The following is a 15,660-nucleotide window of genomic DNA, read 5'->3' as shown; positions in this document are numbered from 1 at the left end:
TCGTTGCAGCAGCCTTTCTTACATGTGCTTGACGATCGCCTCACCGAAGCCCGACGACGACACCAGCGTGGCGCCTTCCATCAGACGTTCGAAGTCGTAGGTCACGGTCTTGGCCTTGATCGCGCCGTTGGTGCCCTTGATGATCAGGTCGGCCGCCTCGGTCCAGCCCAGGTGGCGCAGCATCATCTCGGCCGACAGAATCACCGAACCCGGGTTGACCTGGTCCTTGCCGGCATATTTCGGCGCAGTACCGTGGGTTGCTTCGAACATGGCCACGGTGTCGGACAGGTTGGCACCCGGCGCAATACCGATACCGCCCACTTCCGCCGCCAGGGCGTCGGACAGGTAGTCACCATTAAGGTTCAGGGTAGCGATCACATCGTATTCGGCCGGGCGCAGCAGGATCTGCTGGAGCATGGCGTCGGCGATGGCATCCTTGACGATGACTTCGCGACCGGTTTTCGGGTTCTTGAATTTCATCCACGGGCCGCCATCCAGCAGTTCGGCGCCGAATTCATCACGCGCCACCTCGTAGCCCCAGTCCTTGAAGGCACCCTCGGTGAATTTCATGATGTTGCCCTTGTGCACGATGGTCAGCGACTTGCGGTCGTTGTCCACCACGTATTGCAGGGCCTTGCGCACCAGACGCTTGGTACCTTCTTTCGAAACCGGCTTGATGCCGATACCGCAATCCTGGTCGAAACGGATCTTGGTGACGCCCATTTCTTCTTTCAGGAACTTGATGACCTTGGTGGCCTCGGGGGATCCGGCCTTCCATTCGATACCGGCATAAATGTCTTCGGAGTTCTCGCGGAAGATCACCATGTCGACGTCGCCGGGCTTTTTCACCGGGCTCGGCACGCCTTCGAACCACACAACCGGGCGCAGGCACACATAGAGATCGAGTTGCTGACGCAGGGCAACGTTGAGGGAGCGAATACCGCCACCGACCGGGGTGGTCAGCGGGCCCTTGATGGAAACGACGTAATCTTTGACGGCGTCCAGGGTCTCCTGGGGCAGCCAGGTGTCCTGGTCATAGACTTGAGTTGCTTTTTCGCCAGCATAAACCTCCATCCAGGAAATCTTGCGCTTGCCCCCGTAGGCCTTGGCCACGGCAGCATCAACCACTTTGATCATCACAGGGCTGACGTCGACGCCAATGCCGTCACCTTCAATGAAGGGAATGATCGGGTTATCAGGGACATTGAGAGAATGGTCTGCGTTGACGGTGATTTTGTCGCCGACGGCTGGAACCTGAATCTTCGTGTAACCCATGCTGAACTCCATTGTTTGGATTGAACATCTGGCTTGGTTCGAGCGTAACCCAGTTGAATCAACACGCAAACCCTCTGTTCCGGGCGCGACCACATCTAGTTTCGTACAAGCCTGAAAGCAAAGGGAAAAGCGCCAATCTCAAGCATTCACGACGACTCTACGCCCCACCCCGCCCTGCGACCTTTAGACCAATGGACGAGAATCGTTGCATATGAACCATCGGCAGATTGCCAGCTACCTATGTATAATGCCGCCCGCTGACCAAAGGGTCACGACGGCTGGCCTCTCTAGCACGAGACTTTCCGCCTGATTGGTCGGGTTGTTACCGCAGTCCGACTGCTTGACGCTCTACTGATGCACCCAACATCACCGCGAAGATTCTCGACATTCGGTTCATGGATGACTTTGAACGAACGCGCTTACCCGGCGCCCCTCGAGTTTCTGCGCACGCTTTAGCAAAGAAGAGAGAGTTAATCCGAATATGCCCACCCGCTCGAAGATCATCTATACCTTCACCGACGAAGCTCCAGCCCTCGCCACCTATTCCCTGCTGCCGATCATCGAGGCTTACACCGCCTCGGCCGATATCGCCGTGGAAACCCGCGATATCTCTCTTGCAGCACGCATTCTGGCCAGCTTCCCCGAGCAACTGGGCGACAAAGCCGTAGCCGACCACCTCGCCGAACTGGGCGACCTGGCCGTTACGCCTGAAGCCAACATTATCAAGCTGCCGAACATCAGCGCCTCGGTTCCGCAACTGCAAGCCGCGATCAAAGAACTGCAAGCCCAGGGCTACAACCTGCCGGACTACCCGGAAACCGTGACCAGCGACGCCGACAAAGACGCCAAGGCGCGTTACGACAAGGTCAAGGGCAGCGCCGTGAACCCGGTTCTGCGTGAAGGCAACTCCGACCGTCGCGCTCCGCTGTCGGTCAAGAACTACGCGCGCAAGCACCCGCACAAGATGGGCGCCTGGGCCAAGGACTCCAAGTCCCACGTCGCTCACATGAGCACCGGCGATTTCTACGGCAGCGAAAAAGCTGCCCTGATCGACGCCGCTGACGCCGTGAAGATCGAGCTGATCGCCAAAGACGGCACCGCGACCGTCCTGAAAGAAAAAACCACCGTTCAGGCGGGCGAGATCCTCGACTGCTCCGTGATGAGCAAAAAGGCCCTGCGCGCGTTCATCGCCGCTGAAATCGACAGCGCCAAGCAACAAGGCGTGCTGCTGTCGGTTCACCTGAAAGCCACCATGATGAAGGTCTCCGACCCGATCATGTTCGGCCAGATCGTTGCCGAGTTCTACAAGGACGCCCTGACCAAGCACGCCGACGTGCTGGCAGAAATCGGCTTCAACCTGAACAACGGCATCGGCGACCTGTACGCCCGCATCAAATCCCTGCCGGCCGAGCAGCAAGCGCAGATCGAAGCTGACGTGCAAGCGGTCTACGCCGTTCGTCCGTCCCTGGCGATGGTCAACTCCGACAAAGGCATCACCAACCTGCACGTGCCGAGCGACGTTATCGTCGACGCCTCGATGCCGGCCATGATCCGTGACTCCGGCAAGATGTGGGGCACCGACGGCCAGCTGCACGACACCAAGGCCGTGATCCCGGATCGTTGCTACGCCACCATCTACCAGGCCGTGATCGAAGATTGCAAAGCCAATGGCGCTTTCGATCCGACCACCATGGGCAGCGTGCCAAACGTTGGCCTGATGGCCAAAAAGGCTGAAGAGTACGGCTCCCACGACAAGACCTTCCAGATCAAGGCCGACGGCGTGGTTCGCGTAACCGACAGCAAAGGCACCCTGCTGATGGAACAGGCTGTTGAAGCCGGCGACATCTTCCGCATGTGCCAGACCAAAGACGCGCCGATCCAGGACTGGGTCAAACTGGCTGTCAACCGCGCTCGCGCAAGCAGCACCCCGGCCATTTTCTGGCTGGACCCGATGCGCGCCCACGACGGCGTGGTGATCGAGAAGGTTCAGGCTTACCTGAAGGATCACGACACCGCCGGTCTGGACATCCAGATCATGGCGCCGGTCGACGCGATGAAGTACACCCTGCAGCGCACCCGCGACGGCAAGGACACCATTTCGGTGACCGGCAACGTACTGCGCGACTACCTGACCGACCTGTTCCCGATCATGGAACTGGGCACCAGCGCCAAGATGCTGTCGATCGTGCCGCTGATGAACGGCGGTGGCCTGTTCGAAACCGGTGCCGGCGGTTCGGCTCCGAAGCACGTGCAGCAACTGGTCGAAGAGAACTTCCTGCGCTGGGATTCGCTGGGTGAATTCCTGGCCCTGGCCGCTTCTCTCGAGCACCTGGGTGTGAACTACAACAACCCGAAAGCGCTGGTTCTGTCCAAGACCCTGGATCAGGCCACCGGCCAGTTCCTGGATAACAACAAGTCGCCATCGCGCAAAGTCGGCAACATTGACAACCGCGGCAGCCACTTCTACCTGGCCATGTACTGGTCTCAAGCCCTGGCTGCCCAGACTGAAGACGCTGCACTGCAAGCGCAGTTCGCAACCCTGGCCAAGACCCTGACCGAGAACGAAGCGACCATCGTCGCCGAGCTCAATGCCGTTCAAGGCAAGCCAGTGGACATCGGCGGTTACTACCACGCCAATGCCGAGCTGATTAGCAAGGCCATGCGCCCGAGCGCAACCCTCAACGCGGCGATTGCTGCGCTGGTATAAGGTTGTAAAGGGAACATCACAAACCCCGGCCATGCGCCGGGGTTTGTGTTTCTGCCTTCCGCCCAGGAGATTCAATCAATGCAATGGCTCCCCCACATCACCGTCGCCACCATCGTCGAGGACAACGGTCGTTTTCTGATGGTCGAGGAACACAAGGCCGGCCGTAACGTACTCAATCAGCCCGCCGGTCATCTGGACCCGGACGAAACCCTGATCGAAGCCGCCGTGCGCGAAACTCTCGAAGAAACCGGCTGGGACGTCGAACCCACCAGCGTGATCGGCATTTATCTGTACACCGCACCGAGCAACGGCGTGACTTACCAGCGCGTATGCTTCAGCGCCAAAGCCGTGAAACACCACCCGGATTACCAACTGGACGACGGCATCGTCGGCGCCAAGTGGCTGACCCGCGACGAATTATTGGCCCAGCGAGACAACTGGCGCAGCGAGCTGATCATCCGCTGCATCGATGATTATCTGGCCGGCAATCGCTTCGGTCTCGAACTGATCCGCCCTTCCCTTTAGCCTTGAGGCCGTGAGCCTGATAGAATCGCGTCCTTTTTCAAGACACTCATTGAATCCCTATGCGTGATCCAGCCCCTTCTGACACATCCAAGAAGCGCGTCATTGTCGGCATGTCCGGCGGCGTGGACTCTTCCGTTTCCGCTCTCCTGCTGATCGAGCAGGGTTATGAGGTGGAAGGCCTGTTCATGAAGAACTGGGAAGAAGACGACGGAACGGAATACTGCACCGCCATGGACGACCTGGCGGATGCCCAGGCCGTGTGCGACAAGATCGGTATCAAGCTGCACACCGCCAACTTCGCCGCCGAGTACTGGGACAACGTGTTCGAGCATTTCCTGGCCGAATACAAGGCCGGACGCACGCCGAACCCGGACATCCTGTGCAACCGCGAGATCAAGTTCAAGGCGTTCCTCGACTACGCCATGATGCTCGGCGCCGACCTGATCGCCACCGGCCACTACGTGCGCCGCCGCGACATCGATGGCCGTACCGAACTGCTCAAGGGCCTGGATCCGAACAAGGACCAGAGCTACTTCCTGCACGCCGTCGGCGGCGAACAGATCGCCAAGACCCTGTTCCCGGTCGGCGAGCTGGAAAAGCCGGAAGTCCGCGCCATTGCCGAGAAATACGAGCTGGCCACCGCCAAGAAGAAGGATTCCACCGGAATCTGCTTCATCGGCGAGCGTCGTTTCAGCGATTTCCTCAAGCAATACCTGCCGGCGCAACCGGGCGAGATCAAGACCACCGAAGGCGAAGTCATCGGCCGTCACCATGGCCTGATGTACCACACCATCGGTCAGCGTCAGGGCCTGGGCATCGGCGGCCTGAAAGACGCCGGCGACGAGCCGTGGTATGTGCTGCGCAAGGATCTGGACACCAACGAGCTGATCGTCGGCCAGGGCAACAACCATCCGTGGCTGTTCTCCAGCGCCCTGCTCGCTTCGGAAATCTACTGGGTCAACCCGATCGATCTGAGCCAGCCGCTGCGCCTGACCGCCAAGGTCCGTTATCGCCAGAGCGACCAGGCCTGCACCCTGGAAAAAACCGCGACAGGCTATCGCGCCGTGTTCGACGAGCCGCAGCGCGCGGTCACGCCGGGCCAGTCGGTGGTGTTCTATGACGGCGAAATCTGCCTCGGTGGCGGCGTGATCGAAGTCGCCGAGCCGTGGAGCGGCCAGGCATGAGCCCGACGCAGGAGCAATTGACGGCCCTGGGCGGCGTGTTTCTCGCCGCCGTGCTGGTGGACCGGATCGCCAAGACCGGCCAGACCAACGAGGCCGGCCTGAGCTGCATGCTCGGCAGCCTGCTGGTTCGCGACCCCAAAGACACGCTGGACGTGTACGGCGGCGACGACATCAACCTGCGCGAGGGTTACCGCGCGCTGATCGGTGCCCTCGAACGCGACCCGAGCACCTTGCAACGCGAGCCATTGCGCTACGCCCTGTCGATGCTCGGCCTTGAGCGGCAACTGGCCAAGCGCAACGACATGCTCGACGTGATCGGCAAGCGTCTGCCGCAGATCCAGTCGCAGGTCGAACATTTCGGCCCGGCCCACGAAAACGTGATCGCAGCCTGCGGTGCGTTGTATCAGGACACCCTGAGCACGCTGCGCCAACGCATTCAGGTGCACGGCGACATGCGCAACCTGCAGCAGCCGAGCAACGCCTCGAAGATTCGCGCCCTGCTGCTCGCCGGCATTCGTTCGGCACGCCTGTGGCGTCAGCTCGGCGGTCATCGCTGGCAGTTGGTGATCAGTCGTCGCAAGCTGCTCAAAGAGCTGTATCCGTTGATGCGCAGCGAGTAAATCGCCGTGCAATAAAAGCTTTGTAGTCTGTAACGCGTAATACGCCGGTCAGTTGGCGACGGACCGGCGGATTTTTTCATGTATGATACGCGCCCCATTTCGTTGCCCGACTGTCCGAGAACACCCCATGCAGCTCTCTTCGCTCACTGCGGTTTCCCCTGTTGACGGCCGCTACGCCGGCAAAACCCAGGCCCTGCGCCCGATTTTCAGCGAGTACGGCCTGATCCGTGCCCGCGTTCTGGTTGAAGTGCGCTGGCTCCAGCGCCTGGCCGCTCACGCCGGCATCCCGGAAGTACCAGCCTTCTCCGCCGAAGCCAACGCCGTTCTGAACGAACTGGCCGAGAACTTCTCGCTGGAGCACGCCGAGCGCGTGAAAGAGATCGAGCGCACCACCAACCACGACGTGAAAGCGATCGAGTACCTGCTCAAGGAGCAGGCGGCCAAGCTGCCGGAACTGGCCAAGGTCAGCGAATTCATCCACTTCGCCTGCACCAGCGAGGACATCAACAACCTGTCCCACGCCCTGATGCTGCGCGAAGGCCGTGACGACGTGATGCTGCCGCTGATGCGCCAGACCGCCAACGCCATCCGCGAACTGGCCCTGCGCTTTGCCGACGTACCGATGCTGTCGCGTACCCACGGTCAGCCGGCTTCGCCGACCACCCTGGGTAAAGAGCTGGCGAACGTGGTTTACCGTCTCGAGCGTCAGATCGCTCAGGTCGCTGCCGTTCCGCTGCTGGGCAAGATCAACGGCGCTGTCGGCAACTACAACGCTCACCTGTCGGCCTACCCGCAGATCGACTGGGAAGCCAACGCTCGCGCCTTCATCGAAGACGAGCTGGGCCTGGCCTTCAACCCGTACACCACGCAGATCGAGCCGCACGACTACATCGCCGAGCTGTTCGACGCCATTGCGCGCTTCAACACCATCCTGATCGACTTCGACCGTGACATCTGGGGCTACATCTCCCTGGGTTACTTCAAGCAGCGCACCATCGCCGGCGAAATCGGTTCGTCGACCATGCCGCACAAGGTCAACCCGATCGACTTCGAAAACTCCGAAGGCAACCTGGGCATCGCCAACGCGCTGTTCCAGCACCTGGCGAGCAAACTGCCGATCTCCCGCTGGCAGCGCGACCTGACCGACTCCACCGTTCTGCGCAACCTCGGTGTCGGCTTCGCTCACAGCGTGATCGCGTACGAAGCCAGCCTCAAAGGCATCAGCAAGCTCGAACTGAACGCTGACAAGATCGCTGCCGATCTGGACGCTTGCTGGGAAGTCCTGGCCGAGCCGATCCAGACCGTAATGCGCCGCTACAACATCGAAAACCCGTACGAGAAGCTGAAAGAACTGACTCGCGGCAAGGGCATCAGCCCTGAAGCGCTGCAGACTTTCATCGATGGCCTGGACATGCCGGCCGCAGCGAAAGCCGAGCTCAAGCAACTGACCCCGGCCAACTACATCGGCAACGCTGTAGCGCAAGCCAAACGCATCTGATCGACTGCTTGACCCGTTTGAGACGCCCGGCCGCGCCGGGCGTTTTTATTCCCGTCTGAAAAATGCTTTTTTTCAATAGGTTACATATGAATCCCGATATTCCTCTTCAACTTCTGGGTGGTCTTACGGCGCGCGAGTTCATGCGCGATTACTGGCAGAAAAAACCACTGCTGATCCGTCAGGCGATTCCTGATTTCGAAAGCCCGATCGACGCCGACGAGCTCGCCGGCCTGGCCCTGGAAGAAGAAGTTGAATCGCGACTGGTGATCGAGCACGGCGAGCGCCCTTGGGAACTGCGTCGCGGCCCGTTCGCCGAAGACGAATTCAGCAAACTGCCAGAGCGCGAGTGGACGCTGCTGGTGCAGGCTGTCGATCAGTTCGTACCGGAAGTCAGCGAACTGTTGGAGAACTTCCGCTTCCTGCCGAGCTGGCGCGTCGACGACGTGATGATCAGCTTCGCCGCCCCGGGTGGCAGCGTCGGCCCGCACTTCGACAACTACGACGTGTTCCTGCTGCAAGGCCACGGCAAGCGCAACTGGAAAATCGGCCAGATGTGCGATTCCGAGAGCCCGCTGTTGCAGCACGCAGACCTGCGCATCCTCGCCGAATTCCACGAGACCGAAGAGTGGGTCCTGGAACCGGGCGACATGCTCTACCTGCCGCCGCGCCTGGCCCACTGCGGCGTGGCCGTCGATGACTGCATGACCTACTCGGTCGGCTTCCGCGCACCAAGCGCCGCTGAAGTGCTGACCCACTTCACCGACTTCCTCAGCCAGTTCCTGACTGACGAAGAGCGCTATACCGACGCAGATGCAAAGCCGGTCAGCGATGATCCGCACCAGATCCAGCACGACGCTCTGGGCCGCCTGAAGGCACTGCTCGCCGAGCACATGAGCGACGAGCGTCTGCTGCTGACCTGGTTCGGCCAGTACATGACCGAGCCGCGCTATCCGGAGCTGGTAGTCGGCCCGGAAGAAGTCGAAGAAGAAGACTTCCTCAGCGCCCTCGAAGACGGCGCCATCCTGATCCGCAACCCGAGCGCACGCCTGGCGTGGTCGGAAGTCGATGACGATCTGCTGCTGTTCGCCAGCGGTCAGAGCCGTTACCTGCCGGGCAAGCTTCGCGAGCTGCTGAAGCTGATCTGCTCGGCTGACGCCCTGCACACCGACAACCTCGGCGACTGGCTGAGCGACGAAGATGGTCGTGGCCTGCTGTGCGAACTGGTCAAACAGGGCAGCCTGGGGTTCGCCGACGATGAATAAGATTCGCGTACGTGTTGCAGACTGGCAAAAGGACAACGCCGAGATCCGCCGCATTCGCGAAACGGTGTTCATTGCCGAACAATCGGTTCCACCCGAGCTTGAGTGGGACGCCGATGACGCCACGGCGGTGCATTTCCTGGCCTTCGAAGGCGATTTTCCGATCGGTACCGCCCGCCTGCTGCCCGACGGGCACATCGGCAGGGTTTCGGTGCTCAAGGACTGGCGCGGACTGAAGGTCGGCGATGCGCTGATGCAAGCGGTCATCACAGAAGCCGAAACTCGCGGGCTGAAGCAGCAGATGCTCAGCGCGCAGGTGCAGGCCACGGCGTTCTATGAGCGCCTGGGGTTCAATCTGGTCAGCGAAGAGTTCCTGGAAGCCGGGATTCCGCATGTCGACATGGTTCGCCATTCTGCATAACGCTTGATGAGCACCACAAAACGCCCCGCCATCGACCGATGCCGGGGCGTTTTGCTGTCTAGGATTCAACTTGCCCCACCCCGGGCCGACAAACTGGCAATATCAAGCCTTTCGAAAGCGGAGATAACGGACATGTCCCTACGCACACTGCTCACCACCCTGCTGCTCGGTTGCAGTTTTTCGGTGCTGGCAGCCACAGAAATCGTGCCCCTCAAGTACCACACCAGCGCCGACATGCTGCCGGTAGCTCAGGACTTCATCGGCAAGGACGGCCAGGTCAGCGCCTATGGCAATCAACTGATCGTCAAGGCTGAACCGGACAAGATCCAGGAATTGAAAGCCCTGCTCACCCAGCTCGATACCGCCCCCAAGCGCCTGCTGATTACCGTTGACACCAACGAAAACAACCAGCAGAACACCGGCGACCAGCAAACCAGAATCATCAACTACAGCACTGCCAGCCGTGACGGCGGCATTCAGCAGATTCAGGCCAGCGAGGGCGCGCCCGCCCTGATCCAGGTCGGCCAGAGCGTGCCGATCACCAGCAGCCAGACCAACTCCTACGGCGATTACAGCAGCCAGACCCAATATCGCAACGTCACGCAAGGCTTCTACGTCACCGCCAGCGTCACTGGCGACACCGTTCACCTGGCCATCAGTACCAACCGTGACCGCATGAGCCAGGAACGTCCCGATGTAGTGAACGTGCAGAGCACCGACACAACTGTCACCGGACGCCTGGGCGAATGGATCACCCTGGCCGGCGTGAACCGTGAGACTCAGGCTGACAAACAGGGCCTGGCCCGCAGCTACTCGACTCAAGGTCGGGATGACATGACGTTGCGGGTGAAAGTCGACACGCTGGACTAAAGCACCGAAAACTGACTGATTAGTCGTATTAGACGAAAGATGTAGTGCTTGAAAAAAAGCACTACAAAACGTTTGACGAGCCAAAAAAGCGAAGGCATGATGGCCTCGCTCCCGCTAATCAGAGGCCCTGGCAAGGGCCTTCGAAGCGATGCTCGCACCCATCCCCGCGAGCCGTTTCGTGTCTGTACCGCCCACAAGGTGTGTTTGACGAGGTTGCCGACTGGAACGAAGTTGTCCCGAGGGACGGAAGCGTAATTAGGTAACCCGGCTTTACACTGTAGTTCGTATAAAGGCCCACGACGCCCGAATGCGCCCGCCAGTTCGCCTTTACCTGCTCACTTCCCCTCGAGCCCATCGTTCATCCCGTCGCCTGCCCCGCCGAACCCGACCTGACCACCTAAGCTTCTGGTCAGCGAGCGCAAGGAATTTTCCACCGCAGAACAACTTTTCATAAAGACGCGACGAGGTTTATCTCCATGGCACTGACACGCGAACAGCAAATTGCAGCCCTTGAAAAAGACTGGGCTGAAAACCCGCGCTGGAAAGGCGTGACTCGCAATTACTCCGCTGCTGACGTCGTCCGTCTGCGTGGCTCGGTTCAACCAGAGCACACTTTTGCGAAAATGGGCGCCGAGAAGCTGTGGAACCTGGTCACCCAGGGTGCCAAGCCGTCCTTCCGCCCAGAGAAAGATTTCGTCAACTGCATGGGCGCCCTGACCGGCGGCCAGGCTGTGCAGCAGGTTAAAGCCGGTATCCAGGCGATCTACCTGTCGGGCTGGCAAGTCGCTGCGGACAACAACTCCGCCGAATCGATGTACCCGGACCAGTCGCTGTACCCGGTGGACTCGGTTCCGACCGTAGTCAAGCGCATCAACAACTCGTTCCGTCGTGCCGACCAGATCCAGTGGAAAGCCGGCAAGAACCCGGGCGACGAAGGCTACATCGACTACTTCGCGCCAATCGTGGCTGACGCTGAAGCCGGTTTCGGCGGCGTACTGAACGCCTACGAGCTGATGAAGAGCATGATCGAAGCAGGCGCCGCCGGCGTTCACTTCGAAGACCAGCTGGCTTCCGTGAAGAAATGCGGTCACATGGGCGGCAAGGTACTGGTGCCAACCCAGGAAGCCGTACAGAAGCTGACTGCTGCTCGTCTGGCTGCCGACGTTGCCGGTGTACCGACCATCATCCTGGCCCGTACCGACGCCAACGCTGCCGACCTGCTGACTTCCGACTGCGACCCGTACGACCAGCCGTTCGTAACCGGCACCCGCACTCAGGAAGGTTTCTACAAGGTTCGTGCAGGTCTGGACCAGGCAATCGCCCGTGGCCTGGCCTACGCGCCATACGCTGACCTGATCTGGTGCGAAACCGCTAAACCAGACCTGGAAGAAGCCCGTCGCTTCGCCGAAGCGATCAAGAAGGAATACCCGGACCAGATCCTGTCGTACAACTGCTCGCCTTCCTTCAACTGGAAGAAAAACCTGGACGACGCGACCATCGCCAAGTTCCAGCGCGAACTGTCCGCCATGGGTTACAAGCACCAGTTCATCACCCTGGCCGGCATTCACAACATGTGGCACAGCATGTTCAACCTGGCGCACGACTACGCCCGCAACGACATGACCGCCTACGTGAAGCTGCAGGAGCAGGAATTCGCTGACGCCGCCAAGGGTTACACCTTCGTGGCTCACCAGCAGGAAGTGGGCACCGGCTACTTCGACGACATGACCACCGTGATCCAGGGCGGCACGTCCTCGGTGACCGCGCTGACCGGTTCGACCGAAGAAGAACAGTTCCACTGATCGACTTCACCGAGCAAACGGCCTTTGCGGACCGTATAGAAAGCTAACCGCATTGCCGAAAGACTGACGCCCCGACTGGTTCGGGGCGTTTTTTTGCCTGTGACGTGCTGATCGCCTCAGGACTGGCACAGCCTTTCACGCGAAACATTGATCCAGAGCGGTATCCACGTCACAAAAATCGGTTAAAACGGGCGCCGCCGCTACTTGCAGTAACGCGGATATAAGACAACTTCCCAACTGCCCAATCGCTAAACAGTTACAAAACCACTCCAAACGATATTAATTATCATTTAGCAGCAACTATGTTCGTTACATTTCCTACAAAACATAATTCGTGAAATCCCGGCTAATGCCCGCAACGCATGGGCTACAGGGCCATAGAGGTGCGCTATGTCCTTATTCCAATAAATAATTTCGCTATAGGAATTTTACTTGCAGGGTGTTTAGCCATAAAATCAGCGCGATTGATTGCTGCGACATATCGTCACTGCCTTATTTCTTTATCAAGCTCAGAGACCTTTGCTCTCTGTTAAGGATTTCCAGCATGCCCGAAGCGACAGGACTCATGGCCCACAACTGGGGCTTTGCCATTTTCCTTCTGGGTGTAGTCGGCCTGTGCGCCTTCATGCTCGGCGTCTCCAGCCTCCTCGGGTCAAAAGCCTGGGGCCGCAGCAAAAACGAACCGTTCGAGTCCGGCATGCTACCTACCGGTGGCGCCCGCTTGCGGCTCTCAGCCAAATTCTATCTGGTCGCGATGCTGTTCGTGATCTTCGATATCGAAGCCCTCTTTCTCTTTGCATGGTCTGTGTCCGTCCGCGAAAGCGGCTGGACCGGATTCGTCGAAGCTCTCGTTTTCATAGCAATTCTGTTGGCAGGTCTTGTCTACCTGTTCCGAGTGGGCGCCCTTGACTGGGCTCCGGAAGCTCGTCGCAAGCGGCAGGCGAAGCTGAAACAATGAGGCTTTGGCAATGCAATACAATCTCACCAGAATCGACCCCGATGCTCCTAACGAGCAGTATCCGATCGGCCAGCGGGAAACCGTTTCCGATCCGTTAGAAGATCAAGTCCACAAAAACATTTTCATGGGCAAGCTGGAAGACGTGCTGAGTGGCGCGGTCAACTGGGGACGTAAGAACTCCCTGTGGCCGTACAACTTCGGTCTTTCGTGCTGCTACGTGGAAATGACCACCGCCTTCACGGCGCCCCACGACATCGCGCGCTTCGGCGCCGAAGTTATCCGGGCATCACCGCGTCAGGCCGACTTCATGGTTATCGCCGGGACCTGCTTCATCAAGATGGCGCCGATCATTCAGCGTCTCTACGAGCAGATGCTCGAGCCGAAATGGGTTATCTCCATGGGTTCGTGCGCCAACTCCGGTGGCATGTACGACATCTACTCCGTGGTTCAAGGGGTGGACAAGTTCCTGCCCGTGGACGTCTACGTACCTGGCTGCCCGCCCCGTCCAGAAGCATTTCTGCAAGGCTTGATGCTGTTGCAGGAATCCATTGGCCAGGAGCGTCGCCCACTTTCCTGGGTCGTTGGCGATCAAGGCGTTTATCGCGCCGACATGCCTTCGCAGAAGGAACAGCGCCGCGAACAGCGAATCGCAGTCACCAATCTGCGTAGCCCTGACGAAGTCTGATCCAGATCTGTTTCAAAGAAACGAGAAGCTGGCTTCATTCTTTACGTTGACCGAAAGCGAAAAAATAACCATGACTACAGGCAGTGCTCTGTACATCCCGCCTTACAAGGCAGACGACCAGGATGTGGTCGTCGAACTGAACAACCGTTTTGGCGCCGAAGCGTTCACCGCTCAGCCGACCCGCACCGGCATGCCGGTGCTGTGGGTGGCCCGTGTCAAGCTCGTTGAAGTCCTGACTTTCCTGCGCAACCTGCCCAAGCCGTACGTCATGCTCTATGACCTGCACGGCGTGGACGAGCGTCTGCGCACCAAGCGTCAAGGGCTGCCATCGGGCGCCGACTTCACCGTGTTCTATCACCTCATGTCGCTGGAACGTAATAGTGACGTGATGATCAAGGTCGCCTTGTCCGAGAGCGACCTCAGCTTGCCGACCGTCACCAGCATCTGGCCGAACGCCAACTGGTACGAGCGCGAAGTCTGGGACATGTACGGCATCGACTTCAAAGGTCACCCTCACCTGTCGCGCATCATGATGCCGCCGACCTGGGAAGGTCACCCGCTGCGCAAGGACTTCCCGGCGCGCGCCACCGAATTCGATCCGTTCAGCCTGAACCTGGCCAAGCAACAGCTCGAGGAAGAAGCCGCGCGCTTCCGTCCGGAAGACTGGGGCATGAAGCGTTCCGGCCCGAACGAGGACTACATGTTCCTCAACCTCGGCCCGAACCACCCTTCGGCTCACGGTGCGTTCCGCATCATCCTGCAACTGGACGGTGAAGAGATCGTCGACTGCGTTCCGGACATCGGCTACCACCACCGTGGCGCCGAGAAGATGGCCGAGCGTCAGTCCTGGCACAGCTTCATTCCGTACACCGACCGTATCGACTACCTCGGCGGCGTGATGAACAACCTGCCGTACGTGCTCTCGGTCGAGAAGCTGGCCGGCATCAAGGTGCCAGAGAAGGTCGACGTCATCCGCATCATGATGGCCGAGTTCTTCCGGATCACCAGCCACCTGTTGTTCCTGGGTACCTACATCCAGGACGTCGGCGCCATGACCCCGGTGTTCTTCACCTTCACCGACCGCCAGAAGGCGTACACGGTGATCGAAGCCATCACCGGTTTCCGTCTGCACCCGGCCTGGTACCGCATCGGTGGCGTCGCCCACGACCTGCCGCGCGGCTGGGAAAAACTGGTGAAAGACTTCGTTGAATGGCTGCCAAAGCGCCTCGACGAATACACCAAGGCGGCCCTGCAGAACAGCATCCTCAAGGGGCGTACCATCGGCGTTGCCCAGTACAACACCAAAGAGGCCCTGGAATGGGGCGTCACCGGTGCCGGCCTGCGTTCCACCGGTTGCGACTTCGACCTGCGTAAGGCGCGCCCGTACTCCGGCTACGAGAACTTCGAGTTCGAAGTACCGCTGGCCGCCAACGGCGATGCCTACGACCGCTGCATGGTTCGCGTCGAAGAGATGCGCCAGAGCGTCAGGATCATCGACCAGTGCCTGCGCAACATGCCGGAAGGCCCGTACAAGGCGGATCACCCGCTGACCACGCCGCCGCCGAAAGAGCGCACGCTGCAGCACATCGAAACCTTGATCACGCACTTCCTGCAGGTTTCGTGGGGCCCGGTCATGCCGGCCAACGAATCCTTCCAGATGATCGAAGCGACCAAGGGCATCAACAGTTATTACCTGACGAGCGACGGCGGCACCATGAGCTACCGTACCCGGATCCGTACTCCGAGCTTCGCCCACCTGCAGCAGATCCCTTCGGTGATCAAAGGCAGCATGGTCGCGGACCTGATTGCGTACCTGGGTAGTATCGACTTCGTTATGGCCGACGTGGACCGCTAAG

At 59.7% G+C, this 15,660-nt stretch carries 13 protein-coding genes; 12 read left to right on the top strand and 1 reads right to left on the bottom strand.

Annotation, left to right across the window (positions count from 1 at the left end):
- Positions 1-18 precede the first annotated feature (18 nt).
- Positions 19-1,275: an NADP-dependent isocitrate dehydrogenase gene (gene icd, locus ACKLNA_RS01850; RefSeq protein ID WP_408984671.1), complete on the bottom strand. Its 1,257-nt coding sequence runs from the start codon at positions 1,273-1,275 to the stop codon at positions 19-21.
- 481 nt (positions 1,276-1,756) lie between these two features.
- Here icd and ACKLNA_RS01845 point away from each other — a divergent pair, with 481 nt between their 5' ends.
- From ACKLNA_RS01845 to nuoC, 12 genes are all read left to right on the top strand, one after another.
- On the top strand, positions 1,757-3,982 hold the full coding sequence (locus ACKLNA_RS01845; RefSeq protein WP_408984670.1) for an NADP-dependent isocitrate dehydrogenase: 2,226 nt from the start codon (positions 1,757-1,759) through the stop codon (positions 3,980-3,982).
- Positions 3,983-4,060: 78 nt separating this feature from the next.
- Positions 4,061-4,507 (top strand): NUDIX hydrolase, encoded by a 447-nt coding sequence (locus ACKLNA_RS01840; protein ID WP_103386160.1) that lies wholly within the window; start codon positions 4,061-4,063, stop codon positions 4,505-4,507.
- Between the two features lie 59 nt (positions 4,508-4,566).
- Complete coding sequence (gene mnmA, locus ACKLNA_RS01835) at positions 4,567-5,691, top strand: tRNA 2-thiouridine(34) synthase MnmA (protein ID WP_007951446.1); 1,125 nt, start codon at positions 4,567-4,569, stop codon at positions 5,689-5,691.
- Complete coding sequence (gene hflD, locus ACKLNA_RS01830) at positions 5,688-6,311, top strand: high frequency lysogenization protein HflD (protein ID WP_064380694.1); 624 nt, start codon at positions 5,688-5,690, stop codon at positions 6,309-6,311. Before mnmA ends, hflD begins: the two co-directional genes overlap by 4 nt.
- 127 nt (positions 6,312-6,438) lie before the next feature.
- On the top strand, positions 6,439-7,809 hold the full coding sequence (gene purB / locus ACKLNA_RS01825) for an adenylosuccinate lyase (RefSeq protein ID WP_085712387.1): 1,371 nt from the start codon (positions 6,439-6,441) through the stop codon (positions 7,807-7,809).
- A gap of 86 nt (positions 7,810-7,895) precedes the next feature.
- On the top strand, positions 7,896-9,071 hold the full coding sequence (locus ACKLNA_RS01820; RefSeq protein WP_114884016.1) for a cupin domain-containing protein: 1,176 nt from the start codon (positions 7,896-7,898) through the stop codon (positions 9,069-9,071).
- Positions 9,064-9,489 carry a GNAT family N-acetyltransferase gene (locus ACKLNA_RS01815; protein WP_096822259.1) on the top strand — a complete coding sequence of 142 codons (426 nt, stop codon included), beginning with the start codon at positions 9,064-9,066 and terminating at the stop codon, positions 9,487-9,489. The genes ACKLNA_RS01820 and ACKLNA_RS01815 overlap by 8 nt, the downstream gene beginning before the upstream one ends.
- A 132-nt stretch (positions 9,490-9,621) precedes the next feature.
- Complete coding sequence (locus ACKLNA_RS01810; protein WP_085712390.1) at positions 9,622-10,359, top strand: secretin N-terminal domain-containing protein; 738 nt, start codon at positions 9,622-9,624, stop codon at positions 10,357-10,359.
- Positions 10,360-10,835: 476 nt separating this feature from the next.
- Positions 10,836-12,161, top strand: coding sequence for an isocitrate lyase (aceA, locus tag ACKLNA_RS01805; RefSeq protein WP_039767419.1), 1,326 nt, complete (start codon positions 10,836-10,838; stop codon positions 12,159-12,161).
- A 544-nt stretch (positions 12,162-12,705) separates the two neighbouring features.
- Entirely contained in the window at positions 12,706-13,119 is a 414-nt protein-coding gene (locus tag ACKLNA_RS01800; protein ID WP_003223812.1) for an NADH-quinone oxidoreductase subunit A, read from the top strand.
- 10 nt (positions 13,120-13,129) lie between these two features.
- Positions 13,130-13,804, top strand: a complete 675-nt coding sequence (locus tag ACKLNA_RS01795) for an NADH-quinone oxidoreductase subunit B family protein (protein WP_007951456.1) — start codon at positions 13,130-13,132, stop codon at positions 13,802-13,804.
- A 70-nt stretch (positions 13,805-13,874) separates the two neighbouring features.
- The gene (gene nuoC, locus ACKLNA_RS01790) at positions 13,875-15,659 is read left to right on the top strand and encodes an NADH-quinone oxidoreductase subunit C/D (protein ID WP_408984669.1); all 1,785 of its coding nucleotides are present in this window, start codon (positions 13,875-13,877) and stop codon (positions 15,657-15,659) included.
- The last annotated feature ends 1 nt before the right edge of the window (position 15,660 follow it).

The organism is Pseudomonas sp. UV AK001 (assembly GCF_046097675.1).
In the GTDB taxonomy this organism is placed as follows: Bacteria; Pseudomonadota; Gammaproteobacteria; order Pseudomonadales; family Pseudomonadaceae; genus Aquipseudomonas; species Aquipseudomonas kribbensis.
Note: the sequence above shows the minus strand (reverse complement) of the source record. Positions and strands in the feature narration are given on the sequence as shown.

What these genes read in the sequence shown, in the direction of transcription:
- aceA (WP_039767419.1), top strand. Translation starts at nt 10,836, where the DNA reads ATGGCACTGACACGCGAACAGCAAATTGCAGCCCTTGAAAAAGACTGG.
- icd (WP_408984671.1), bottom strand. Translation starts at nt 1,275, where the DNA reads ATGGGTTACACGAAGATTCAGGTTCCAGCCGTCGGCGACAAAATCACC.
- nuoC (WP_408984669.1), top strand. Translation starts at nt 13,875, where the DNA reads ATGACTACAGGCAGTGCTCTGTACATCCCGCCTTACAAGGCAGACGAC.
- ACKLNA_RS01795 (WP_007951456.1), top strand. Translation starts at nt 13,130, where the DNA reads ATGCAATACAATCTCACCAGAATCGACCCCGATGCTCCTAACGAGCAG.
- ACKLNA_RS01810 (WP_085712390.1), top strand. Translation starts at nt 9,622, where the DNA reads ATGTCCCTACGCACACTGCTCACCACCCTGCTGCTCGGTTGCAGTTTT.
- ACKLNA_RS01815 (WP_096822259.1), top strand. Translation starts at nt 9,064, where the DNA reads ATGAATAAGATTCGCGTACGTGTTGCAGACTGGCAAAAGGACAACGCC.
- purB (WP_085712387.1), top strand. Translation starts at nt 6,439, where the DNA reads ATGCAGCTCTCTTCGCTCACTGCGGTTTCCCCTGTTGACGGCCGCTAC.
- hflD (WP_064380694.1), top strand. Translation starts at nt 5,688, where the DNA reads ATGAGCCCGACGCAGGAGCAATTGACGGCCCTGGGCGGCGTGTTTCTC.
- ACKLNA_RS01840 (WP_103386160.1), top strand. Translation starts at nt 4,061, where the DNA reads ATGCAATGGCTCCCCCACATCACCGTCGCCACCATCGTCGAGGACAAC.
- ACKLNA_RS01800 (WP_003223812.1), top strand. Translation starts at nt 12,706, where the DNA reads ATGCCCGAAGCGACAGGACTCATGGCCCACAACTGGGGCTTTGCCATT.
- ACKLNA_RS01820 (WP_114884016.1), top strand. Translation starts at nt 7,896, where the DNA reads ATGAATCCCGATATTCCTCTTCAACTTCTGGGTGGTCTTACGGCGCGC.
- ACKLNA_RS01845 (WP_408984670.1), top strand. Translation starts at nt 1,757, where the DNA reads ATGCCCACCCGCTCGAAGATCATCTATACCTTCACCGACGAAGCTCCA.
- mnmA (WP_007951446.1), top strand. Translation starts at nt 4,567, where the DNA reads ATGCGTGATCCAGCCCCTTCTGACACATCCAAGAAGCGCGTCATTGTC.